General features: G+C 70.6%; 26 protein-coding genes. 21 read left to right on the top strand and 5 right to left on the bottom strand.

Annotated features, from left to right (window positions below; translation table 11 throughout):
- Positions 1-4: 4 nt before the first annotated feature.
- Both sufU and STRCI_RS10350 read left to right on the top strand, forming a co-directional pair.
- The gene (gene sufU / locus STRCI_RS10355) at positions 5-472 is read left to right on the top strand and encodes a Fe-S cluster assembly sulfur transfer protein SufU (RefSeq protein WP_269658584.1); all 468 of its coding nucleotides are present in this window, start codon (positions 5-7) and stop codon (positions 470-472) included.
- Positions 469-801: a metal-sulfur cluster assembly factor gene (locus STRCI_RS10350; RefSeq protein WP_269658583.1), complete on the top strand. Its 333-nt coding sequence runs from the start codon at positions 469-471 to the stop codon at positions 799-801. The genes sufU and STRCI_RS10350 overlap by 4 nt, the downstream gene beginning before the upstream one ends.
- A gap of 77 nt (positions 802-878) precedes the next feature.
- On the opposite strand, the gene STRCI_RS10345 is transcribed toward STRCI_RS10350, so the two are convergent.
- Entirely contained in the window at positions 879-1,667 is a 789-nt protein-coding gene (locus STRCI_RS10345; protein WP_269658582.1) for an AbfB domain-containing protein, read from the bottom strand.
- 209 nt (positions 1,668-1,876) lie between these two features.
- Here STRCI_RS10345 and STRCI_RS10340 point away from each other — a divergent pair, with 209 nt between their 5' ends.
- Genes STRCI_RS10340 through dapD form a run of 4 tightly spaced genes read left to right on the top strand, consistent with a single transcriptional unit; the run spans position 1,877 to position 4,803 of the window.
- Positions 1,877-2,866: a sulfotransferase family protein gene (locus STRCI_RS10340; protein WP_269658581.1), complete on the top strand. Its 990-nt coding sequence runs from the start codon at positions 1,877-1,879 to the stop codon at positions 2,864-2,866.
- Between the two features lie 18 nt (positions 2,867-2,884).
- Positions 2,885-3,205 carry a DMT family transporter gene (locus tag STRCI_RS10335; RefSeq protein ID WP_269658580.1) on the top strand — a complete coding sequence of 107 codons (321 nt, stop codon included), beginning with the start codon at positions 2,885-2,887 and terminating at the stop codon, positions 3,203-3,205.
- Positions 3,205-3,759 (top strand): TetR/AcrR family transcriptional regulator, encoded by a 555-nt coding sequence (locus STRCI_RS10330; RefSeq protein ID WP_269658579.1) that lies wholly within the window; start codon positions 3,205-3,207, stop codon positions 3,757-3,759. The genes STRCI_RS10335 and STRCI_RS10330 overlap by 1 nt, the downstream gene beginning before the upstream one ends.
- Before the next feature lie 54 nt (positions 3,760-3,813).
- Entirely contained in the window at positions 3,814-4,803 is a 990-nt protein-coding gene (gene dapD / locus STRCI_RS10325) for a 2,3,4,5-tetrahydropyridine-2,6-dicarboxylate N-succinyltransferase (protein ID WP_269658578.1), read from the top strand.
- Positions 4,804-4,863: 60 nt separating this feature from the next.
- Here dapD and STRCI_RS10320 read toward each other — a convergent pair whose 3' ends face one another.
- On the bottom strand, positions 4,864-5,367 hold the full coding sequence (locus STRCI_RS10320) for an HAD domain-containing protein (RefSeq protein ID WP_269658577.1): 504 nt from the start codon (positions 5,365-5,367) through the stop codon (positions 4,864-4,866).
- 136 nt (positions 5,368-5,503) lie between these two features.
- Between STRCI_RS10320 and STRCI_RS10315 the strand changes: the two genes are divergently transcribed.
- Positions 5,504-6,049 (top strand): SigE family RNA polymerase sigma factor, encoded by a 546-nt coding sequence (locus tag STRCI_RS10315; RefSeq protein WP_269658576.1) that lies wholly within the window; start codon positions 5,504-5,506, stop codon positions 6,047-6,049.
- On the top strand, positions 6,046-7,269 hold the full coding sequence (locus STRCI_RS10310; RefSeq protein ID WP_269658575.1) for a WD40 repeat domain-containing protein: 1,224 nt from the start codon (positions 6,046-6,048) through the stop codon (positions 7,267-7,269). The genes STRCI_RS10315 and STRCI_RS10310 overlap by 4 nt, the downstream gene beginning before the upstream one ends.
- Here STRCI_RS10310 and dapA read toward each other — a convergent pair whose 3' ends face one another.
- Positions 7,270-8,166, bottom strand: a complete 897-nt coding sequence (dapA, locus tag STRCI_RS10305) for a 4-hydroxy-tetrahydrodipicolinate synthase (RefSeq protein WP_269658574.1) — start codon at positions 8,164-8,166, stop codon at positions 7,270-7,272. It lies immediately after the preceding gene.
- Positions 8,167-8,339: 173 nt separating this feature from the next.
- On the opposite strand from dapA, the gene STRCI_RS10300 reads away from it, so the two are divergent.
- Both STRCI_RS10300 and STRCI_RS10295 read left to right on the top strand, forming a co-directional pair.
- Positions 8,340-8,489: a hypothetical protein gene (locus tag STRCI_RS10300; protein WP_269658573.1), complete on the top strand. Its 150-nt coding sequence runs from the start codon at positions 8,340-8,342 to the stop codon at positions 8,487-8,489.
- Complete coding sequence (locus tag STRCI_RS10295) at positions 8,486-9,157, top strand: hypothetical protein (protein WP_269658572.1); 672 nt, start codon at positions 8,486-8,488, stop codon at positions 9,155-9,157. The genes STRCI_RS10300 and STRCI_RS10295 overlap by 4 nt, the downstream gene beginning before the upstream one ends.
- A 78-nt stretch (positions 9,158-9,235) precedes the next feature.
- Here STRCI_RS10295 and STRCI_RS10290 read toward each other — a convergent pair whose 3' ends face one another.
- A complete protein-coding gene (locus STRCI_RS10290; RefSeq protein ID WP_269658571.1) occupies positions 9,236-9,967 on the bottom strand; it encodes a helix-turn-helix domain-containing protein in 732 nt (243 codons plus the stop codon).
- A gap of 260 nt (positions 9,968-10,227) precedes the next feature.
- Between STRCI_RS10290 and STRCI_RS10285 the strand changes: the two genes are divergently transcribed.
- From STRCI_RS10285 to STRCI_RS10260, 6 genes are all read left to right on the top strand, one after another.
- A complete protein-coding gene (locus tag STRCI_RS10285; RefSeq protein WP_269658570.1) occupies positions 10,228-10,893 on the top strand; it encodes a DUF4097 family beta strand repeat-containing protein in 666 nt (221 codons plus the stop codon).
- An 86-nt stretch (positions 10,894-10,979) separates the two neighbouring features.
- On the top strand, positions 10,980-11,951 hold the full coding sequence (locus STRCI_RS10280) for an ATP-binding cassette domain-containing protein (protein ID WP_269658569.1): 972 nt from the start codon (positions 10,980-10,982) through the stop codon (positions 11,949-11,951).
- The gene (locus STRCI_RS10275) at positions 11,948-12,739 is read left to right on the top strand and encodes an ABC transporter permease (protein ID WP_269658568.1); all 792 of its coding nucleotides are present in this window, start codon (positions 11,948-11,950) and stop codon (positions 12,737-12,739) included. Before STRCI_RS10280 ends, STRCI_RS10275 begins: the two co-directional genes overlap by 4 nt.
- Before the next feature lie 112 nt (positions 12,740-12,851).
- Positions 12,852-13,532 (top strand): antibiotic biosynthesis monooxygenase, encoded by a 681-nt coding sequence (locus tag STRCI_RS10270; RefSeq protein ID WP_269658567.1) that lies wholly within the window; start codon positions 12,852-12,854, stop codon positions 13,530-13,532.
- A gap of 75 nt (positions 13,533-13,607) precedes the next feature.
- Positions 13,608-14,204 (top strand): ArsR/SmtB family transcription factor, encoded by a 597-nt coding sequence (locus tag STRCI_RS10265; RefSeq protein WP_269658566.1) that lies wholly within the window; start codon positions 13,608-13,610, stop codon positions 14,202-14,204.
- A gap of 14 nt (positions 14,205-14,218) precedes the next feature.
- Positions 14,219-14,953 carry an SRPBCC family protein gene (locus tag STRCI_RS10260; RefSeq protein WP_269658565.1) on the top strand — a complete coding sequence of 245 codons (735 nt, stop codon included), beginning with the start codon at positions 14,219-14,221 and terminating at the stop codon, positions 14,951-14,953.
- A 27-nt stretch (positions 14,954-14,980) separates the two neighbouring features.
- Here STRCI_RS10260 and STRCI_RS10255 read toward each other — a convergent pair whose 3' ends face one another.
- Entirely contained in the window at positions 14,981-16,810 is a 1,830-nt protein-coding gene (locus STRCI_RS10255; protein ID WP_269658564.1) for an endonuclease/exonuclease/phosphatase family protein, read from the bottom strand.
- 274 nt (positions 16,811-17,084) lie between these two features.
- Here STRCI_RS10255 and STRCI_RS10250 point away from each other — a divergent pair, with 274 nt between their 5' ends.
- From STRCI_RS10250 to STRCI_RS10230, 5 genes are all read left to right on the top strand, one after another.
- Positions 17,085-18,512, top strand: a complete 1,428-nt coding sequence (locus STRCI_RS10250; RefSeq protein WP_269658563.1) for a hypothetical protein — start codon at positions 17,085-17,087, stop codon at positions 18,510-18,512.
- A 9-nt stretch (positions 18,513-18,521) separates the two neighbouring features.
- On the top strand, positions 18,522-19,268 hold the full coding sequence (locus STRCI_RS10245) for a Crp/Fnr family transcriptional regulator (protein ID WP_336298795.1): 747 nt from the start codon (positions 18,522-18,524) through the stop codon (positions 19,266-19,268).
- 116 nt (positions 19,269-19,384) lie between these two features.
- Positions 19,385-20,737: an RICIN domain-containing protein gene (locus STRCI_RS10240; protein ID WP_269658562.1), complete on the top strand. Its 1,353-nt coding sequence runs from the start codon at positions 19,385-19,387 to the stop codon at positions 20,735-20,737.
- A gap of 132 nt (positions 20,738-20,869) precedes the next feature.
- Positions 20,870-21,352: a Pycsar system effector family protein gene (locus tag STRCI_RS10235; RefSeq protein WP_269658561.1), complete on the top strand. Its 483-nt coding sequence runs from the start codon at positions 20,870-20,872 to the stop codon at positions 21,350-21,352.
- 113 nt (positions 21,353-21,465) lie between these two features.
- Positions 21,466-22,914: an alkaline phosphatase PhoX gene (locus STRCI_RS10230; protein WP_269658560.1), complete on the top strand. Its 1,449-nt coding sequence runs from the start codon at positions 21,466-21,468 to the stop codon at positions 22,912-22,914.
- The last annotated feature ends 191 nt before the right edge of the window (positions 22,915-23,105 follow it).

Genomic DNA, 23,105 nt, shown 5'->3' with positions numbered 1-23,105 from the left:
TCGCATGAAGCTGGACTCGATGTACCAGGAAGTCATCCTGGACCACTACAAGAACCCGCACGGGCGGGGCTTGCGGGACGGCGACGCCGAGGTGCACCACGTCAACCCGACGTGCGGTGACGAGATCACCCTCCGTGTGAAGTACGACGGCTCGACGATCGAGGACGTCTCGTACGAGGGGCAGGGCTGCTCGATCAGCCAGGCCTCGGCCTCCGTGCTGAACGAGCTGCTGGTCGGCAAGGAGCTGGCCGACGCCCGGCGGATCCAGGAGACCTTCCTGGAGCTGATGCAGTCCAAGGGGAAGATCGAGCCCGACGACGCCATGGAGGAGGTCCTGGAGGACGCGGTCGCGTTCGCCGGTGTCTCCAAGTACCCGGCGCGAGTGAAGTGCGCTCTCCTGAGCTGGATGGCGTGGAAGGACGCGACGGCCCAGGCCCTGGGCGGAGCCGACGCCGAAAGGAAGACGGCATGACCGATACCGTTGAGATGAAGCCGGCCTCGGAGGAGGAGATCCGCGAGGCGCTGTACGACGTCGTTGACCCCGAGCTGGGCATCGACGTGGTCAACCTCGGCCTGATCTACGGCATCCACATCGACGACGCGAACATCGCGACGATCGACATGACCCTGACCTCGGCGGCCTGTCCGCTGACCGATGTCATCGAGGACCAGGCCAAGTCCGCCACGGACGGCCTCGTCAACGAGCTGCGCATCAACTGGGTCTGGATGCCGCCGTGGGGCCCGGACAAGATCACGGACGACGGCCGCGAGCAGCTTCGGGCGCTCGGGTTCAACGTCTGAGACCCGCTGGTCCTCTGGTACCTGGAAGCGGCGACGCCCTTGGTGGGCGTCGCCGCTTCCGTGTTCCCACCGGTTGGCTACGGGCTCACCAGCCGGAACGCCGCGTCCGCGCGGTAGAGCTCGCCCGACTGGTAGGGATCCAGCCGGAGTTGGAAGTCGCGGTGGCGCAGATAGCGGCCCGGGTAGTTCACCGACTCCAGCATGACCGCGCCGGAGTGGGACGAGGCACGCGGGCAGAAGGTGGCGTCCCGGGCGAAGAGCGTGGATCCGTCGTCGCGTTCGGCGCGCAGCAGGAACTCACGGTGGCGCAGATAGCTGCCGTCCGCCGTGGCGAAGGAGTAACAGGACGGCTCGGCCAGGCCCTTGAGCAGCTTGAAGGAGCCGGCGGAGGCGGTGAGCCGGACCAGGCCGCCGCTCACCTGCCACGCGCGGTCGGGGTAGTTGACCGAGCGGACCGAGCGCCAGGCGGTGACGGGCTTCGGGTCGGCCGGTTCACCGGCCGACGGTTCGGCGTGGCCGCGGGACGGGGTGGGCGTCGCGGTGGTGCGGGGCGGCCGCGCCCTCGAGTGCGCGGACGGGCGGCGGTCCGGCTCAGCCGACGGGGCGGGGGAGGCCGTACTCGCCGACGGGGTCGCGAAGGAGATCAGGCCGGGTGGGGAGGCGCTCGTCGACGGGGACGCCGAGTGTGACAGGTCGTCAGCGGGCCGTTGGGTCACGGCTATCGCCGTCACGCACGCGCCGATAGTGGCCAGCGCCAGGGCGCCGGCCAGCCAGAGACGGCGCGTGCCCGGCGTCCGGGAGGTGTCCGGTGCCCAGCCGCTCTCCCAGGGACGGTCCTGAGGGGGCCGGGACTTCTTCTGTGGCATGCGCGTTCCTTCGGCGGCGGGCCCGGAGGACGGCCGCGGCAGCGATGGCCCGGTGTGAACGGTGAAACAGTAGTGGAGGGTGGGGCGCTTCGAGCAGGCGTTTGAGAAATTGAAGCGAGCGCTTTCCACACCGAGTCCCCGTGGCGTTCCACATCGCATTCTCAGCGCCGTCCCAGGGCCGTCTCATCCGCCGACGGCAGCGTGGCGGCGTGGAAACCAGCGCTCGCCCCGTGTTCGTCCTCGGGTGCCCCAGGTCCGGCACCACCCTCCTCCAGCTCATGCTGCACGCGCATCCACGGATAGCGCTTCCGCCCGAGACACGGTTCGTGCTGCCCGCCTACGAGGGACGGCTGGGCTTCGGCGACCTCCGGGACGCGGGGAACCGCGCCGCGCTCGCCCGCTGGATCACCGGGCGGAAGGCGACCCGCTTCCATGAACTGGGCCTGGACGCGGGCGGCGTGGCGGAGCGGATCGCGGACGGCCCGCCGACCCTCGGCTCGGCACTCGCCGTCCCGCTCAAGGCGTACGCCGAGCAGCACGGCAAGGCCCGCTGGGGCGACAAGCGGCCCGCGTACGCCCTGCACGTCGAGGAGATCCATCGGCTCTTCCCGGACGCGCAGTTCGTGCATCTGGTCCGCGACGGACGTGACTGTGTGGCCTCGCTGCTCGGGATGCCCTGGTGGCACCGCGGCTTCCACGAGGCCGTCGCCACCTGGGCGCAGGTGATGGACGTGACCCGCCGGTACGCGAGCCGACTCGGCCCGGACTGCTGGCACGAGCTGAGATACGAGGACCTTCTCGCCCACCCCGAGCGCCAACTGCGCTCGCTCTGCACCTACTTGGGTGAGGAGTACGCCCCCGGGACGACCGAGCCGCACCGGCTGGCGGGCCTGGCCGTACCCGCCCGCAAGACCTGGCACCGGCGCACTCACGGCACCCTGGACGCCTCGCGGGCGGGCAGTTGGCGGCAGCGGCTGACGCCGGATCAGATCAGGCTGTGCGACGCGGTGCTGGGGGAGCGGCTGGAGAGCCACGGCTACGCGCTCAGCGGCGCCGTACGCCCCGATCCGGCCGAGCTGCTGCGGTACCGGAAGGTGTCGGCGCTGCGGCGTGCGGCCCGTGCCAAGCGGCGGGCGCTCGACCGCCTGGCGCGGGTGCGGGAGCCGGGACCCGTCGCATATGTACGCCCGTACATATAGCTGTGTACGCTTGTACGCATGGGATACCTGACGCTCGCCGGCGCCATCGCCGCCGAGGTGGCCGCCACCACCGCCATGAAGTACAGCGCCGGCTTCAGCAGGCTCTGGCCGTCGCTGCTGACGGCGCTCGGTTACGTCGTCTCCTTCGCGCTGCTCGCCCAGACCCTGAAGACCGTCGGTATCGGCGCCGCCTACGCGATCTGGGCCGGGGTCGGCACCGCGAGCATCGCCGTCATCGGACTCGTGGCGTTCGGCGAGGCACTGACCTTCACCAAGGTCACCGGGATCCTGCTGATAGTCGCGGGGGTCGTGGTCCTGAACCTGGGCGGCGCGCACTGATGGCCCGGCGCTACGACCCGGAGCGACGGCAGCGGATCATCGACGCCGCCATCCGGGTCGTGGGCGGGAAGGGCCTCGCGGGTCTGACCCACCGCTCGGTCGCGGCGGAGGCCGATGTCCCGCTCGGCTCGACGACGTACCACTTCGCCACCCTCGACGAGCTGATGGTCGCCGCCCTGCGCCAGGCCAACGAGGGTTTCGCCAAGGTGATCGCCGCGCGCGGGGCGCTGACCGACCCGGCGGCGGATCTCGCGGCGGAGCTGGCCGGGTGGATCGGCGAGTGGCTCGGGGGCGACCGCACGGGTGTGGAACTGGAGTACGAGCTGTATCTCGCCGCCCTGCGCCGCCCCGCGCTGCGCCCCGTCGCCGCCGAGTGGGCGACCGACCTCGCGCGGCTGCTCGGCCGCCGCACGGATCCCGTCACCGCGCGGGCGCTGGTGGCGCTGATGGACGGGATCTGTCTTCAGGTGCTGCTCACGGGGGTGCCGTATGACGAGGAGTACGCCCGGGAGATCCTGACCAGGGTCATCGGCGCACCGGCGCCCGGCACGTGAGATGCCGGAGGCACCGGTTCGCCCCGGTGGCCCCCGCCAAGTTAGGTTGCCCTCATGACCGACACGACCGCACCCCGCACCACCGGCGCCGTTGCCGCCGGCCTCGCCACGATCGCCGCCGACGGCACCGTCCTCGACACCTGGTTCCCCGCGCCCGAGCTCGCCGTCGAGCCCGGCCCCTCCGGCACCGAGCGGCTCTCCGCCGAGCGGGCCGTGGAGCTGCTCGGTGAGGGCGCGGCGAAGGCGATCGGCCCGGACGCCCGCCGGGGCGTGGAGGTCGTCGCGGTGCGCACGGTCATCGCGTCGCTCGACGCCAAGCCCATCGACGCCCACGACGTCTACCTGCGGCTGCACCTCCTCTCCCACCGCCTGGTCAAGCCGCACGGCCAGAGCCTGGACGGCATGTTCGGCTTCCTCGCCAACGTCGCCTGGACCTCGCTCGGCCCGGTCGCGGTGGACGACATCGAGAAGGTGCGGCTGAACGCCCGTGCCGAGGGGCTGCACCTCCAGGTGACCTCGATCGACAAGTTCCCGCGGATGACGGACTACGTGGCGCCGAAGGGCGTCCGCATCGCCGACGCCGACCGGGTCCGCCTGGGCGCGCACCTCTCCGAGGGCACGACGGTCATGCACGAGGGCTTCGTCAACTTCAACGCGGGCACGCTCGGCACGTCCATGGTCGAGGGCCGGATCTCCGCGGGCGTCGTCGTCGGGGACGGCTCGGACATCGGTGGCGGCGCCTCGACGATGGGCACCCTGTCGGGCGGCGGCAACGTCATCATCGCCATCGGCGAGCGGTGCCTGATCGGCGCGGAGGCGGGTGTCGGGATCGCGCTGGGCGATGAGTGCGTGGTCGAGGCCGGCCTGTACGTCACGGCCGGCACCCGCGTCACCATGCCGGACGGGGAGGTCGTGAAGGCCCGCGATCTGTCCGGCGCGTCCAACATCCTGTTCCGCCGCAACTCGGTGACCGGCACGGTTGAGGCGCGGCCGAACAATGCGGTGTGGGGCGGGCTGAACGAGATTCTGCACAGTCACAACTGAGCAGTCGGGTGGTGGGGAGCTGCGGGCCGGTGGGGGCTGGTCGCGCAGTTCCCCGCGCCCCTAAAAGACGGCTGCCTCCCTGAACTTCCTCAGTGCCGTGAAGTCCGGCTCCCTCAGGCCGATCCTTGGGTTCACGTGGTGCAGCAGCGCCGCGGTCGGGTGGTGGTCGGCCACGTACGCCTCGTCCGCCTCGCTCTGTTCGTCGTCCACCCAGGCGAAGGGACGGCCCTTTGCGTACTCCACGATCGTCGCCGTCTTCCAGTGGACGCCGTCGGGGCGTTCCGCGAACAGGTTGTCGCCGAAGTCGACGTACGGGAGTTCGGGGAGGCCGATGACCGGGGCGATCCAGCGGTTGGCGGCGGACATCCAGGTCGTGGCCCAGCAGAGGTCGTAGTCGAGGGCCAGGAGCGACCGGCCGTGGGACGGGTTGAGCCAGACGCGCAGCGGGCGGCCCGGGCGGAGGGCGACGCGGATCGTGGTGTAGCCCTCGGGGCGGCGTTCGGGCTGTGCGGCCCAGGGGTTCAGGGGGCCGTCGACGTCCAGGAAGAGCAGGGGGCGGCTCACGGGGTCACCGTACGGGAGCGGTGCTTCGGTGACGTGGGATCTTTTCCGTGGGAGTGGCATAGCGGGGCGTGGTCGTGCGCGTCATCACCGGTGGAGGGGCGGGCAGTGGGCTCGCCCGGTGCCGATGAAGGTGACGATGGATGGCGAGGGGCATGAGCGGTTCCGGGAGTTCGTGGAGAACCGGTCGTCCGCGCTGTTGAGGACTGCCGTGCTGCTGAGCGGCGGGGACCGGCACGCAGCCGAGGATCTGTTGCAGAACGCGTTGGTCAAGGCGGCCGGGCGGTGGCACCGGATCGATGAGCCCGAGGCGTATGTACGGCAGATCCTGTACCGGCAGCAGATCAGCCGCTGGCGCCTGAAGTGGCGGCGGCGCGAGCTGAGTGTCGCCGAGCCGCCCGACACCGGCGCCGCCGCGGACGACTCCGGCGCCACCGAGCTGCGGCTCGTCATCCGTGGCGCGCTCGCCCGGCTCACCGCGCGCCAGCGGACCGTGCTGGTGCTGCGCTACTTCGAGGACCTGCCCGAGGCCGAGGTGGCCCGGATCCTCGGCTGTTCCGTCGGGACCGTCCGGTCCACCACCCATCGCTCCCTGGCCCGGCTGCGCACCCTCGCGCCCGAGCTGGCCGCCCTCACGACGGCGGAGCGACTGCCCGACTTCTCTCCCGTGGAGGTACGTCCGTGAACGTCGAGGAACTCGTGCGTGACGCGCTGCGGGAGACCGCCGAGGCGCAGGCACCGGCCGCGCCCGGCCTCGCCGACCGGGTCCTGGCCGTACGGCGCCGCCGCCGCTCCCGCAGGATCGCCGCCGCGGCCGTGGGCACCGTGGCCGTCGTCGCCCTCGCGGTGGGCGTGCCGCAACTGGACTTTGGCAAGGACGACATACGGCCCGCGGGCCTCCTGGACGGCGGCAGCCGGACGTATGCGCACCCGGACCAGTCACCGCCCCGCGAGCTGATCGCCGCGGGCCAGGTGGCGCTGGCCGCCTACTGCACGACGGAGACGCGGGCGGAGGGTGATCACGGTCGCCTCGTCCGCACCTACTGGCTGCTCGACCCGGCGACCGGCCGGTACGAGAAGGACCCCCGATGGTCCTACGTCGCCGTCGCCCCCGGGATGCGGACCGCGGCCGTACTGGAGCGGACCCTGCCCACCCGGCGGATCGGGCTGCTCGACCTCGCGACGGGGGAGGTCGAGCGGTGGATCCCGGTCGGGCACGGGGTGGGCGGGCTGGCGTACTCCCGCGACGGCACGCGGCTCGTCGCGACGACGTACGAGAAGGACCCCGATCTGATGCCCGAGCGGGGTACCGACGACGAGGGTGAGCCGCTCTATTTCCCCGGCCCCGAGCGGTCCACGCGGACCGGCTTCATCGTCCTGGACCCGACGGCGCCCGACGAGGCCGGGAACGCCTGGAGCAGCGCGCCGGACGACCAGCGCTTCAACACCCGGGCCGATTTCGCGTTCAGCCGCGACGGACGGCTGGTGTACGCGCAGTTCATCGGCGAGCGGGACGGGTTGCAGCAGTTCTACGACCTCGCGGGCAACAAGGTCGCCGTGCCGGCGAACGAACGGCACCTGCGGTGGGACGTCGGCGCCCGGCTCTCCCCGGACGGCACGCTGGCCGCGCACGGGCTGACCAAGGAGGTGCGGGACAAGGCGTACTCCTCGATCCGCGATCCCCGTACCGGCAAGGAGATCACCAAGGTGCGCGGCGGCGAGCTGATCGCCTGGGTGGACGACCGGCGGCTCATCGCCTGGGAGCGGTCGCCGGGTGAGGAGGCGTACCGGCCGCGGCTCGCGCTGGTCACGATCGGCAGCGACAAGGTGACGTGGCTGAGCGGGGCGCGGGAGCAGCGGGCGGATACGCGGTGGACGTGGGAGCCGGTGTTCGCGCGGCGGTGATCACCCGGCCGCGGTGAGCGTCCGGTACGCGCTCAGCAGCCCGTCGGTCGTCTCGCGGCCGGCGGGCCGGAGCGGGGGGCGGACCGGGCCCGCGGGAAGGCCGAGTTCAGCCAGCAGGGCCTTGGTGGTCACGGTGCCGGGCAGATCCGCCGACATCATCAACTCGATGAGCGGGGTGGCCTGTTGCTGGAGGGCGGCGGCCTCCGTGGTGCGGCCGGTGTCGAACGCGTCCAGTACGGCCCGGAGCCGGGCCGGGGCCGCGTTCGCCACCGTACTGATGTAGCCCGCGCCGCCCACCGCGTACAGCGCGAGGTTGTGCTCGTCGCAGCCCGCGTAGTACGCCAACTCCGTGCGGGAGATGACCTTCTGGGCGGCGAGGAAGTCGTAGGAACAGTCCTTCACCGCCACGATCCTCGGGTGCTCGGCGAGGCGGAGCATGGTGTCCGGCTCGATCCGGACGCCGGTGCGGCCCGGGATGTCGTACACCGTGACCGGGAGGCCGGACGCGTCGGCGATCTCCCGGAAGTGGGCCTCCAGTGCGTCCTGCGGGGGCCTGCTGTAGTACGGCGCCACCACCAACAGGCCGTCCGCGCCCGCCTTTTCGGCCGCCAGCGCCAGTTCGATCGTGTGCCGGGTGTCGGACGTGCCCACGCCCGCGACCACCGACGCCCGCTCGCCCACTGCCTCGCGCACCGCGCGCACCAGCCGGGTCTTCTCCTCGTCCGTCGTGGTCGGGGACTCGCCCGTGGTGCCGGACAGCACCAGGCCGTCACACCCCTGCGACACCAGCTGCTCGGCGAGCCGCTGGGCTCCGGGGAGGTCGAGCGCGCCCTCGTCGGTGAAGGGCGTGATCATGGCGCAGAGGGCGCGGCCGAAGGGAGCGTCGGTGGTCGTCATGGTTGTAGTCTCGGCAGCGCGACGATGAAGCTCCACTTAAATCTTCTACGAGGTAACGCTAAGCATCGCTGTGGTGTTGGGGTGGGTGACGTGAGGCAGGCCCTATGTCCGAGCCGGGGTCTTGTGGGTCACTATGGGGCGGACGGTCAACGACCACTGGTCCTGGAGGCGTCATGAAGCTCGGCAAGGCACTCGCCACCGGAGTCGCTGAAGAGCGGCCGCTGATCCCTGAGGAAGCGCCCGAACTCCCCGATCGCGTCGAGGAGATCAAGGAGCTGACGGCCCCCGAAGAGGTACAGGCACAGGTGCCGGTCGCGCGATGAGGCTGCGGCTTCCGGAGGAACACCCGACGGAGCCGCCGACCGGATACAAGATCGCCCACCCGGTGCTGTCGCACGACGGTACGAGGGCCGGGTTCACCGGTGTGTCGCTCGGCGGCGCGCTGCCGTACGGAGTGCTGGCCGACGCGTCGTGTGTGTACGGGCTGCGGCATCGGGCGCCGCATCGGCGGTGCGACTGCGGCTTCCACTGCGTGCATGAACGGGCGGCGGCGGAGGCGTTGTTGTGCACGGCGGAGCATCGGGCGGCGGTGCTGCTCGAGGTGACGGTGCTCGGGCGGTACCTCCGCTTCGAGCTCGGGTTCCGGTATGCGCGTCAGCGGGTGCGTACGGCGACTGTCGGGCCGTGTTCCTGTGGTGCGGGGGCGGTTGTGCTGGCGGACGCGGGGTGGGGGAGGCCGGGGTGGCGGGGGCTGGCACCTTCCTGTGCGGGGTGCCTGCGCGGCCGTACGTCGGTCTCGCTGTCCTCGTTCGCGCGGCTGGCGGGCGAGGGGTTGCGGGTGCTGGCGGGTGGTGCTGCGGTGCCTGTCCCCGTCGAGGACCTGGGGGTACGCGAACTCGAGGCGGAGGCCGCGCTGTTGCAGGCCCGCCTGGACTGGTTCCAGACACAGCTGGCGGCCCTGGGGGAACGGGACGACGACTCCCGACCGTAGCGATTTTCGCCCCCGCCGCCCCTACCCGTCCCGTCCCAGGGGGCGGAACCACCTGGGACGGCGAGGAGTTGGCGTTGGTCAGGCGTCCCGGTCCGGAGGGTCCGGCTTCGTGGACAGGATGGCTCTTGCCTGGTCCGCCGCTCGGGTGATGCTCTCCGTGACGAAGTCCAGGAAGCGGGCGATGTTCTCCAGGCGGATGGCGGCCGGGGTGTCGGGCCCGAGGACGCCGACGCCCTGCCGCGCCGTCTCCACTATCTGAGCCGTCGAACGGGCACTGGCGATCATCGACTGGTACCAGACGTCATCGTCGACGACATACCGCTCACGCCGCCGCTCGTCCCGCTCCCGCCGCACCAGCCCCTGCGTCTCCAGAAACGCCACCGCCTTGGAGATGGACGCCGGGCTGACCTGAAGCCGTTGGACGAGTTCCGCCGCGGTGTGGCTGCCCGAGTCACTGATGCACAGACAGGCCATCACCCGCGCCATCATCTTGGGCGTGCCCGACTGCATGAAGACGGTCGTCAACGTCTCCTCGTACGCGCGCACCGCCTCGGCGTCCCGCCCGTACGCCTGCGGCGCGTCCTCCGTCCCCCGCGGCGCCGCCTGCTTGCGCCGATGCGCGCGCTGCTCCGTCGCGCGGTGGGCCAGCTCGGCGCGGTACCCGGCGGGACCGCCGTTGCGCATCACCTCACGTGTGATCGTCGAGGTCGGCCGCTCCAGCCGCCTGGCGATCTCGGCGTAGGCCAGACCGTCGGCCAGCCCCAGCGCGATCTGCTGACGTTCCGACTGAGTGAGTCGGCCTCCCGGCATCGCGGTCCCGTCCTGTTCTTCCGTCTGCTCGTGCGTCGTGCGTCGTGCGTCGTGTTGTGCAGCATAGCGTTCATTTTCTATCCATTGCAACGGCTGGCGTGGCGACGTTGCATTCAATCTCGCTGCCATTGCAATGATTTCCCGTAATCTACCTGCTGTTATTGCGATTTCGCGCAACGAAGCTGTTGCTCGATCCATGAACGCAACGTAGCTTTTCCTTCATCGGAAACAGCGCGACAACGCAACCGCAGGAGCCCACGATGCAGAAGTTCGACACCCCCTCCGCCATCTCCACCGTCCTGAACATCCCCGCCGGCCGTATCCAGCTCATCGCCGCCGACCGCACCGACACCACCGTCGAGATCCGCCCCGCCGACCCGTCCAAGAACCGCGACGTGAAGGCGGCCGAGCTGGTCGAGGTCGGCTACAGCGAGGGCGTGCTGACGGTCCAGGTCCCGGAGAGCAAGAACCGCCTCCTCGGCCCGAGCGGGTCCGTCGAGATCACCGTCCAGCTGCCCGCCGGCTCCCGTATCCGGGCCAAGACCGCCGCCGCCGAACTGCGGGGCGTGGGGCAGCTGGGTGACGTCAGCTACGACAGCGCCCAGGGCCCGGTCAAGCTCGACGAGGCCGCCACCGCCCAACTCACCCTCGCCGACGGCGACATCACCATCGGCCGCCTCAACGGCCCCGCCGAACTCCGCACCCAGCGCGGCGACCTCCGTATCGCCGAGGCCGCCACCGGCAACGTCAACCTCCGCACCGAGCAGGGCGACATCACCGTCGGCGCCGCGCGAGGCGTTTCCGCCGCGCTCGACGCCGGGACCGGATACGGCCGTATCAGCAACTCGCTGAAGAACAGCGGTGACGCCGGACTCGCCATCCATGCCACCACCAGCTACGGCGACATCACCGCCACCAGCCTCTGAACGCGATCGATCAAGCAGATCAAGCAGATCAAGCAGATCAAGCAGATCAAGCAGATCAAGCCGATTAATCCGACAGGAGTCATCTCATGACCGAACTGGCCATCGCGGCCGACGGGCTGCGCAAGTCCTACGGCGACAAGACCGTCCTCGACGGTGTCGACATCGCCGTTCCGGACGGCACGATCTTCTCCCTGCTCGGCCCGAACGGCGCGGGCAAGACCACCGCCGTCAAGATTCTCTCCACGCTCATCTCCGCCGACCGGGACAGCGGTCAGGTCCGGGTCGGCGGGCACGATCTCGCCACCGAGGCGCAGGCGATCCGCGCGGCGATCGGTGTCACGGGGCAGTTCTCCGCCGTGGACGGGCTGATCACGGGGGAGGAGAACATGCTCCTCATGGCCGACCTGCACCACCTCGGCAAGCGGGAAGGGCGGGCCGTGGCCGCCGAGTTGCTGGAGCGGTTCGATCTCACCGAGGCCGCGCACAAGCCCGCCTCCACCTACTCGGGCGGGATGAAGCGGCGGCTCGACATCGCCATGACCCTGGTCGGCAGTCCGCGGATCATCTTCCTCGACGAACCCACCACCGGCCTGGACCCGCGCTCCCGGCACACCATGTGGCAGATCATCCGGGAGCTGGTCACGGGCGGTGTGACCGTCTTCCTCACCACCCAGTACCTGGAGGAGGCCGACCAGCTCGCCGACCGCATCGCGGTGCTGAACAACGGCCGTATCGCCGCCGAAGGCACCGCCGAGGAGCTCAAGCGGCTCATCCCCGGCGGGCATGTCCGCCTCCGCTTCACCGACCCCGGCGCCTACCAGGCCGCGGCCACCGCGCTGCGCGAGGCATCCCGCGACGACGACGCGCTCGCGCTCCAGATCCCCAGCGACGGCAGCCAGCGCGAACTGCGCTCCCTGCTCGACTGGCTGGACGCCACCGGCGTCGAGGCCGACGAGCTGAGCGTGCACACCCCGGACCTCGACGACGTCTTCTTCGCCCTTACCGACACCACCGACGGAACCAGCGTTCCCGCCCAGTCCAAGGAGACTGCCCGATGAGCACCTTGTCCCTCGCCTTGCGCGACTCCTCCACCATGCTGCGGCGCAACCTGCTGCACGCCCGGCGCTACCCCTCCCTGACGCTGAACCTGCTGCTCACACCGATCATGCTGTTGCTGCTCTTCGTCTACGTCTTCGGCGACACCATGAGCGCGGGCATCAGCGGCGGCGGCCCCGATCGCTCCGAGTACATCGCCTACCTCGTCCCGGGACTGCTGCTGATGACCATCGGCAGCACCACGATCGGTACCGCGGTCTCGGTCTCCAACGACATGACCGAGGGCATCATCGCCCGCTTCCGGACCATGGCCATCCACCGGCCCTCGGTGCTCATCGGGCACGTCGTGGGCAGCGTGCTCCAGTGCGTGGTGAGCGTCGTCCTCGTCGGGGCCGTCGCGGCCGGCATCGGATTCCGCTCCACTGACGCCAACCTCATCGAGTGGATCGCGGCCTTCGGACTGCTCGTTCTCTTCGCCACCGCGCTCACCTGGATCGCCGTCGGCATGGGCCTGATCAGCCCGAACGCCGAGGCCGCCAGCAACAACGCGGTGCCCCTGATCCTGCTGCCGCTGCTGTCCAGCGCCTTCGTCCCGCTCAACGCGATGCCGGGCTGGTTCCAGCCCATCGCCGAGTACCAGCCCTTCACCCCGGCCATCGAGACCCTGCGCGGACTCCTGCTCGGCACCGAGATCGGCCACGACGGCTGGCTCGCCGTCGCCTGGTGCCTGGGGCTCACCGTCCTCGGCTACTTCTGGTCCACCTCGAAGTTCGACGACGACCCGAAGTGACGGCCGCAGCACCCTCCAACCGGGCCCGTACAGCGATCACTTGACCTCAACCGAGCTTGAGGTCGGAGGGTGATCGGTGTACGGGCCCATCATCCATGTGCAGGAGGCCGCCATGACCCGCCGTACCCACGCCCACCCCGACCTCACCCGCCCCGAGACGGGCGCCCCCTTCTTCAGCACCTGGCGGGTGGGCACCCCCGAGCGGCAGGCCGCGGCCGTCGAGGCCATCGCCCGCACCTGGGAGCGCCGCCCCTGGGGCAGTGCCGATGTGCTCGGCTACCACGTCTACGCCGGCCACGACGGCACCACCTTGATGCACTACTCCCAGTGGCGGTCCGAGCAGGGCTACGAGGCCTACTTCAAGACCCTCCGGCAGGAGCGCAACGACGAGATCGACACCGCCGTGCCCGGGATCGAGCGGGTCCGGCTGGACCGGTACCGGCTCTACCGGAGCAAGGTCCGCGCCGCCGGTGACACCCGGGTGCCGGGGCTCGTCGTGACCGTGCGGATCGAGTTCGAGGCGGATGCCGCCGAGCGGCGGGGCACATGGGTGGACACCGTTCTCGCCTCGCTGGGGGGACCGGCCGGCGACCCGGGGCTGATCTCCGCCCACTTCCATCTGAGCACCGACGGCAGCCATGTCCTCAACTACGCCGAGTGGGAGAGCGATCAGGCCTACGACGCCGCCGTCGACGCCCCCGAGACACCGGAGTGGGAGCGGGTGCGGACGTACCCGGGGATCAAGGGGTTCACCGGCAGCCGGTACCGCCACAGCCTCGGGCTGGTGCCGTAAGGGCCACTCGGGTACTCACTCGCCGACAATTCCATCCTCCTGGACAAAAAAAGTTTTCGGTGAGACGGTGGATCCATGTTGGACGTGACCGTGATCGAGGACCCCGAGGCGGCGGCCGTCTCCCTGGACCCCATACGGGCCCGGCTGCTCGCCGAACTAGCGGCCGGCCCCGCGTCGGCGGCCATGCTGGCCGGACAGGTCGGACTGCCCCGGCAGAAGGTGAACTACCACCTGAAGGCGCTGGAGCGGCACGGCCTGGTCGAGCTGGCCGGGGAGCGCCGCAAGGGCAATGTCACCGAGCGGCTGATGCGGGCGACCGCCGCGTCGTACGTCATCTCGCCGCTCGCCCTCGCCGCCGTACAGCCCGACCCGGAGCGCTTCCGGGACCAGCTGTCGGCGCGCTGGCTGCTGGCGCTCGGCGCCCGTCTTGTGCGTGACGTCGGCTCGCTGATCACCGGTGCCGCCAAGGCGCGGCAGCGGCTGGCGACCTACGCCCTGGACGGTGAGGTGCGCTTCGCCTCGGCGGCCGAACGAGCCGCGTTCATCGAGGAGTTGACGGCCGGGGTCACCGCCCTGATCCAGAAGTACGACGTCCCGGACGCCGAGGGCGGCCGTGACCACCGGATCGTCGTCGCCGTCCATCCCACGCTCAAGAAAACCGAGTTGGAATAGATCAGGAGTGCATCATGCCCAAGGAATTCGAGATCGCCCGGGAATTCGAGGTCGACGCCACGCCTCAGGAGGTCTTCGAGGCGGTCACCGCCGGGACCGGAGGGTATCTGTGGCCCATGGAGCCGCCGGAGCCCCGCGTCGGAGGCAAGGGGCCCTTCGGGTCCAAGGTCACCGCCTGGGATCCCCCGCACCGCTACACCAACCTCGTGGAGAACGTCGAGGGCATCTCCGAGCAGACCCGTAACCAGCTCGACTACACCATCGAGCCGCGCGACGAGGGCAAGCGGGCCTGGGTGCGGTACGTGCACAGCGGGATCTTCGTCGACGACTGGGACAACCAGTACGACGGCGCCGCCAAGCACACCGACTTCTATCTGCACACCCTGCGCGAGTACCTCACCCACTTCGCGCCCCGCCCGGCCGCCTTTGCCACCTTCGACGGACCCGAGGCGTCCAAGGCCCCGGACGCCCTCGACGTCGTGGCGCGGGCCCTCGGTGTCGGCGCCGAGGCGGGCGCGCGGGTACGGGTGCACGGGCCCGACGACTTCGACGCCGTCGTGGACTTCCGCAACCCCTACTTCATCGGGCTGCGCACCGACCGGAGCCTCACCCGCATCTTCGGGCGCAACCACTGGGGCCACCCGGTCGGCATCTCCCTGCACGACTTCGCGCCGGACGCGGGCAGCAGCATCGCGGAGTGCGAGGCCGAATGGCAGGGCTGGCTGAACAAGGTGTTCAGCCAGCCCTGACCGTAAGGCGGCCGCTACTGCCGGGAGTTACGGCCTGAAGCGCAGGACTTGCGGGTCGTGGTCGCTGATCTGGTCGTTGAACTCCGCGTTGATGTGCACGCTGTCGAACTCCAGGTCACAGCCGCGCCGGATCGACGGGCTGACCAGGATCTGGTCCAGGACCTGGGCGTTGCCCTGGTAGACGTACGAGTAACGCTCGTTCTTCGGCAGCGACTTCACCGCCGACCACAGGGCGCCGTCGCTCTCCAGGATCCTGGTGGTCTCGGAGAACTCGAAGTCGTTGATGTCGCCGAGCGTGACGACACGCGCGTTCTTCTGGGTGTCGAGGATGTCCTTGACGAAGGAGTTCACCAGGGTCGCCTGCTGGTGCCGCTGGGTCTCCGAGCTGCGCGCCACCGGCTGGTACTGCGAGGTCAGACTGTGGTCGCCACCCTTGGAGTTGAAGTGGTTGGCGATCACGAAGACCGTGCGGCCCCGGAAGACGAACTCGCCCACCAGCGGCTTGCGGCTGCTGGTGAACGCCGTGTTCGTCGGGTCGATACGGCCCGGGGAGACCGTCAGCGCGGCCTTGTCGTCCACCTCGGTGACCCCGACGGCCGTCGTGGCGTCGCCGCCCGCGCGGTCCATGAAGGAGACCCGCTCCGGGTTGAACAGGAACACCTGGCGGATGTTGCCGCCCGGCTCGCCGCCGTCGGTGTTGTTCGCCGGGTCCACCGAACGCCAGTCGTACGCCGGGCCACCCGCGGCGGTGATCGCGTCGATCAGCTTCTGGACCGTCTGGTCCGCGGCCACCGTGCCGTCGTTCGTCGCGCCGTTGTTGTCCTGGATCTCCTCCAGGGACACGATGTCGGGCGACTGGAGGTTGTTCACGATCGCGGCGGCGTGCTCCTCGAACGTGGCGTCGGACGGGTCGAGGTTCTCGACGTTGTACGTCGCGACCGCCAGCTCGCCGTTCCGCTGCTTCTCCGTGGTCTCCCGCTTCAGCCCGGCGCTCTTCAGGGTGCCGAGCTGACTGGCGATCAGCGTGTAGCCGCCGAACTGGTTGTAGTCCAGCGGGCCGGCGGTGGTGCCGGTGAGGGTGTCACCGACGTTCGCCTTCGGGAAGTCGGCGACCGCGCCCAGCGACTGGATCTGGAGCCGGCCGGTGTTCTGCGACTCGTAGGAGCCGTAGACCGTGGCGCCGCGCCAGCTGCGGTTCTCCCACGGCTTCACCGTGACCCACAGCTCGGTGTACGGGTCGGTGGCGCCGACCACCCGGGTGTCGGAGACCTGGACGTTCATGCCCTCCAGGGACTCGTACAGGTCCAGGGCGTACTTCGACGGCTGGAGCGTCAGGCCGTTGACCGAGTTGCCCGCGGCGCTGTCACCCGCCGGGACATAGGCGCTCGGCACCGACTTGGCGTCGATGACCGTCGCGGCCGGAACGGCGTTGCCGCTGGAGACCACGGTGGTCACCGGCTTGGTGATCTCGGTCAGCGCCTGGTTGCCGGAGGAGGTGCCGCCGGGGACGTACTCCGTGACCGTGCCGGAGACCTTCACCAGGTCGCCGACCGCCACGCCCTTCGGCGTGGAGCTGGTGAAGACGAAGACGCCCTCGCTGGTGGCCGGGTCGGCGTCCGCGTCCGGGTCCTGGATCCAGAAGCCGCGGGACGAGCCGTAGGTGCGCAGCGCGGTGACGATGCCGGTCACATCGGTGACCTGCTTTCCGGCGTACGGGGATATGCGGGTGGTGCCCTGGATGTCATGGACGCGCACCGAGTCGGCGTGCGCGGGCGTGGTCAGGGCGATGGTGGACGCCGCGGAACAGACAGCGGCGACGGTCAGCGCGGCGAGGCGCGTGGACGACTTGCTCGGCAACGGGATCCCTCCGGGGACATACGTGGGTGCCGGGACGAGGGTGACGTGTGACTGTGGGAGCCGCGACCGGGGTGGGCGGTTGCGACGCGCGTAGAGATTCGGTGAACAGGTGTCCTATGAATTTCTACGCGCGTAATCTCCTGCCTGGTCAGGCCACTTGTCAAGGTTTCGGCCATGTACACCGGTCAACGGGTAGATGAACCGGGCGGCATGGGGCCAAAGCGGTCTAGGCTGAGCGGCCGAGTGGTACGACGCGCCCTAGGAGAACCAGCCGATGTCAGACAGCTCCCCCTTGCCGCCGGTACGGCTGCGCCCCGAAGCGGAGCTGGCGCGGGACGCGCTGTCCACGCCGTTGCTCGCCCGGGCCGCCCGGCTCGCCCGCTGGGCCGGTCCCGACACCCGCGTCGACGCCGGCGGCGGACTGGCCGAGGAACAGCTCCCGGCGGCGGCCGAACTCCTCGGCCTGACCGGCGACGACGCCGCGGCCTACGCCTCCGAGGCCTGGCGGGTCGCCGTCGACGCCGGGCTCGTCGAGATCGTCGACGAAGAGGAGGGCACCGTCGCTGCGGGCGAGGACCTCGCCCTGCTCACCGGCGGCTCCCCGCACGACGTGCTCGCGGTCTGGCTGTCCGCGCTGGAGACGGTGCTCGCGGACGCCTCGGTGCCCGACCTCGATGACCTCGTCGACGCCATGAGCCTCGAAGACGGCGCCGAGATCGACCTCTCCCAGCTGGACTGGGACCCCGAGGCCGAGGCGGAGTTCCTCGACGGCGTGCTCGGCAACCTTTACCTCCTCACCGTCAGCGAGGACGGCCCCGGCGAGGCCCCCGTGCCGCTGCCCGCGCTGGCCGCGTCGGTCATCGTGCCCAGCGACATGGGGGAGCCCACCAACGACGTGCTGGAACAGGTCTCCGACGCGATGATGCGCCTCGACGACCAGTTCCGGATGCTGGAGCCGGTCGGTCTGGTGGCGTACCGGCCGGTCGACGAGGCGCTGATGGCGGACGCCGACGAGGAGCCGGCCGCGCCGGTCGACGACACCGACGTCTCCCGGTACGGCATGGTCCGGCTGACCCCGCTCGGGCTGTACGGCCTGCGGGCACGGCTGTTGGAGGCCGGGTTCTCGGCGCCGGCCGTCGGTGACCTCGCCGACAAGGGCGCCGACGCGCTGCTCGACGGTACGGCCGTGTTCCCGCCCGGTGCCGCGCAGGCGGAGACCGAGCAGTGGCTCACCCGGCGTGAAGTGCTGTCCGCCGCACGGGAGTTGCTGGCCGCAGCCCGAGGGGCCGACTCGGGGGCGCCGTTGCGCCGGCTGCGCTGCCAGCAGGCGCTGTCGCTGGTGGGGGTCGAGGCGGAGCCCGCGCTGCGGGAGGTGCTGGACGATCCCGAGCTGGGTGGGCTCGCCCGGGTCTGGCTGACCGAGCGGGGTGCCGCGGATGTGCCGGTGCCCACCGAGGCGATGGTGTTCTGGCTGACCATCGACACGGTTGCCGCGCAGCTGGCGGCGGAGGGGAACTCCGAGGAGCTGCTCGCTCTTGTCGAGGGGCTCGCTCAGCAGCACAGTGGGTTCTTCGCGGCTGCCTGGCGGGTGGAGCATCCGGCCACCGCGGAGGTGTTGGAGGCGATGGGGCGGTTGCATCCGGACAAGCGGATCGCGAAGGAAGCGCGGAAGGCTGCGTTCAAGGCTCGGTCGCAGGCCTGATGGGGTGGGGTGTGTGGTGCGTTGGCGGCCGCGGGTCCGTGGTGGCCGGTCGCGCAGTTCCTCGCGCCCCTTTGGGGAGTTGGGGTGCGGGTTCGTAGTTTCCTCGGGGAGTTGAGTCCTGGGGCTCGGAGTGCACTTGTCTCCGGAGGGGAGTCTGTTTCCTTCCCCCGCGGCTCTCTGCTCATCTCTGAAGGTGCTGTCGATTCCGATGTCTTCGTGCTGCTCTCCTCCTATGTGAAGGTGACCGCTTCGCTGGCCGACGGAGGGTGGACCCTGGTTGCCGTTCGGATGTCCGGGGACCTCGTCGGGGAGCTGGCCGGGATGAGCGGGGCTCCTCGCAGTGCCTCCGTCATTGCCTGCGGGAGTGAACCCGTCACCGCGCTTCGGATGTCATGGGCGGAATTCGAACAGATCAAGTCCGAACACCCCGAGGTGCTGGCGCGGTTGCAGGAGTCCGTGAGCCGGAAACTGGCCGCGGCCACCCGGCGGCGGGTCGACTACCGTCGGCGCAGTCCCACTGTCCGGCTTGCCCGGGTTCTGGTGGAGATGGCCGATGACTTCGGGCAATCGGTGCGCGGACGGGAGGTAATCCTTCCGATGGACCTCAAGCACCTGGAGTGGGGTGAGCTGATCGGGGTCTCGGAGAGCACCGCGTACCGCGCTCTGCGGGAGCTGCGTGATCTCGTGGACGCTCATCACCGGCGCGTCATCGTCACGGATCTGACGGGGCTTCGGGCCGTGGCCGACCGCGAGTGAACGCGGGGGCGTGAAGCGGACGGGAAGCAGGTGGCGACCCTTCGTTCGGGTGTGATATTCACCTGCTGTCACCACGGCAAGGACGTCGTCCTCCGTCAGGAGAGGTCACACCTACTTTGCAAGGCAACGCCTCCGATTCCGGTGACGGACTCGGTTCCGATCCCGTCGACAATCTCTTCGAAGCGGTATTCGTACGAGCCGATCTGGGCGACTACAGCAGATTCCTCGGCCCCGAGATGGTCGAGGCGCAGGCTGATCTCTACGGGGCCTACCAAGAGGCCCTCGCACAAATGCCCGACGTGTTGCGCGCGGAATGGCGGGGCTTCCAGAAGGACGGTGACGGCTTTCTCGTCCTGTGGCCCAGCGCGCGGATGAATCTGGTGGTCGCCCGGTTCGTCGCCGCCTTCCAGGACACCCTCGCCAAGAAGAACGTCGGCCGGGAACCCGCCAAGCTGCTGCGGGTCCGCCTCTCCGTCGTCACCGGCCTCGCGGTGCCCAGTGCCCTCGGCACCGCGGGCCCGGGGGCCATCGAGGCCAAGCGGCTGGTCGACTGCCAGCAGGCCAAGTGGCTCCAGCGGGAGTTCGCCGAACAGCAGCTCGTGGTGATCGTCAGTGAGTACGTGCACGAGCAGACCGTGGACGGCGGCTGGTCGGGCGTCGACCCGGCGAGCTTCCAGCCGGTCCAGGTGGTCGACAAGCACAAGAAGAAGCGCGGGGCCTATCTCACCGCCCCCGGACGCACCGCGGAAGAGGTGCGCAGGGCGGTCAACTCCTCGGTGTTCGCCTGGCTGCGGCGCCGGGTCGGAAGAACCGTTGCACCCCGCGCCCGCCGTCTCCTGCGGGCCGTCAAATGGACGCCGAGGCTGGTGCTGGCCTCCCTGGCGGCACCGGCCCTGGCGGCGCTGACGGCGGCGGCCCTGGTCGGCTCGCTGACCTTCAGCTGGCCGGGCGGCGGTGCCGGGACCGTCGACGCCTCGGTCTGGTCGGCGGAGACGGCGTCCCCCGCGCCCGAACGCCCGGGGCCCGCGACCTCCCGCTCCGAGGTCGGGCGGCCCTCGCTGAACATCCCGTCGGCGACCGCGGGGGACGAGCGCGGCACCGTCGGCAATGTGGGCGACGGCTCGGTCCTCGTCGCCGACGGGACCGGCGTCCGGCTCGTGGACGACCGGGAGGGCACGGGACGGACCTGGCGCTGGAGCCCGGTGGGCGGCGGACGGCTGCGGCTGACGACCGGACAGGCCCAGGCGCTCACGCTGGACCCCGGCACCGGCCGGGTCTCGCTGGACGCGTACGCCGGCCTCCCGGGCCAGCAGTGGTGGGCCGTGCCCGTGCCCGGTGGCAGGGGCTCCTTCCGCCTGCACAACGGCGCCCGCCCGGACGACTGCCTCACCGCCCGGGGCGACGGGCTCGGACCGGACATGGACAGGTGCCGCCCCGGGGACCGCATACAGGAATGGACGGCGGGCTGACGTCCGCCCCCGAACGCGCGTCCGCGTCCTCCCCCGCACCCCGGCGCCACCCCGTCACCTGACGGGCGGTGCCCACCCGCCCGGCCGGGCCACCGCACCCTGGAGACACGGGAGTCGGGGCAGGGGGCGTCGATGTCGGATTACGGGGGCGGCCGGGCGACGGAGATCGCCGTGGCCGCGGGGCTCGGGGCGCTGTCGGCCTTCCAGGGGTACGTTCAGGAGGCCGACGCGAAGATCAACAGCATGCTGGTGGTGCACACGGGGGCCGTCGTCGCGGTGGTGACCACCCTCGGCAACGGCGAGCGGCAGCGGCACGGTTCGCTCACCGATGCCGCCCTCGCCCTGTTCGCCGTCACCTTCCTGGTCTCCGGCTACCACCTCGCACGGGCCATGCGGCCCCGGCTGCACCTACCGCTGCCGCTGAGCCCCTTCGGCTTCATGGGCCTGGACATACCGCCCTCCGCCGACCCGCGCGAACTGTGCGCCCAGCTCTGGGACATGGCACGGCTGCTGGGCGTCATCGCCCACGCCAAGAACCGCCATCTGCTGCGGGCCATGCCCTGGACCGGGGTGATGCTCTGCTGCGGGGTCGCGGTGGCGGTGTCCGGCAGGTAAGTCATGGTTCCGCGGCCGCCCGGAGTTCAACTCCCGTTCAGCCACGGGCGGGACGGTGTCGCCGACCGAGGTCCGCCACCCTCCACGGCACACCCACCGTCACAGGAGACAGCATGTCGCTCACCCGCAGGGACTTCGCCAGGAAATCCGCCGTCACCGGAGCCGGTGTGGCGCTGGCGGGCAGTGTCGGCGCCCTCGCCACCGCTCCGAACGCCCTCGCCGCCACCGAGACCGTGACCGAGGGAGCGGACCCGGTGCACGCGCACCTCAGCCTCGGGTACGGGCCGCTGCTCCCCGACCCCGACGGCATCCTCGCGCTGCCGGCCGGATTCTCGTACCGCATCCTGACGCACGTGGGCAGGACCAAGCTGGAGTCCGGCGAGGGCACGCCGTCCAACCACGACGGCACCGCCGCCTTCGACGGCCCGCGCGGCACCACGCTGCTGGTCAACAACCACGAGATCGGCGGCGCCTACGCCGACGCCGACCACCCCGTCCCGCTCGCCGAGGGCCTGGTCTACGACCCGGCCGCGGCCGGCGGCTGCACGGTCGTCGAGGTCCGCCCCGGCGGCAAGGTCGCCGAGTGGGTCGGCATCGCCGGCACCTCCACCAACTGCGCGGGCGGCACCACCCCTTGGGACACCTGGCTCACCTGCGAGGAGACCGAGGACAAGGCCGGCACCAAGGGCATGACCAAGGACCACGGCTATGTCTTCGAGGTCGACCCCGCCGACCGGCGCGCCAACCGGAACCCCAAGCCCATCAAGGCGCTCGGCCGCTACGCCCACGAGGCCGTCGTCATCGACCCCAAGCGCGGCCACGCCTATCTGACCGAGGACGCCTCCAACCCCAACGGTCTGCTGTTCCGCTGGACCCCGCCCGAGGGCTACCGGCACGGCCGCGGCAGCTTCCGCACCCTCGCCGACGACGCGGGCCGCCTCCAGGCCTTCAAGTGCTTCGACTCCGGCGGCCAGTTCATCGACGACCTCTCCCGCGCCGGCAAGATCGGCACGGTGTACGGCGTGGACTGGACCGACGTGCCCGACCGGGACGCGCGGACCACCTCCGTGCGCAAGCAGTTCACCGCCGGCCAGGTCACCCGCTGCCGCAAGCTGGAGGGCATGTGGTGGGGCGACGGCGGCGCCTACATCGTCTCCTCCTACGCCCGCGCGGAGAGCCCGGGCCAGGCGCACGACGGCCAGGTCTGGTTCTACGACCCCAAGCGCCGCACCCTCACCCTGAAGGTCCTGCTCGGCGTGAACGCCGACCCGTCCGAGGACGGCGCCTTCGACGGCCCCGACAACATCACCGTCTCCCCGTACGGCGGCCTGATCATCGCCGAGGACGGCGAGGGCATCCAGCACCTGTTCGGCGCCACCGACCGCGGCCGCACCTACCCGATCGCCCGCAACGACCTGAACATCGGCACCGAGGAGGAGCCGGAGTACAGCGAGTTCACCGGCGTCACCTTCTCGCCCAACGGCCGCACCCTGTACGCCAACATCCAGGACCCGGGCATCATGCTCGCGATCACCGGGCCGTGGAAGCGCCAGGGCCGGTAATTAATTCGGTCGCCCGCCGAAAGCTGCGCCTCCTACAGTGAGATCACGACGTCACGCACCTCCCGGTGCGATGGCAGCGGCTACTTCTTTTTCCAAGAATCCGACGCCGCAGCCGACTTGATCTCGGGAGGCGCAGCTCATGGTGGGTGCCCGGTGCGCAGGCAACGGTTACTTCATTGGATCGGAAGGTT

Source organism: Streptomyces cinnabarinus (assembly GCF_027270315.1).
In the GTDB taxonomy this organism is placed as follows: Bacteria; Actinomycetota; Actinomycetes; order Streptomycetales; family Streptomycetaceae; genus Streptomyces; species Streptomyces cinnabarinus.
This window is presented reverse-complemented; position numbering and strand designations above follow the sequence as displayed.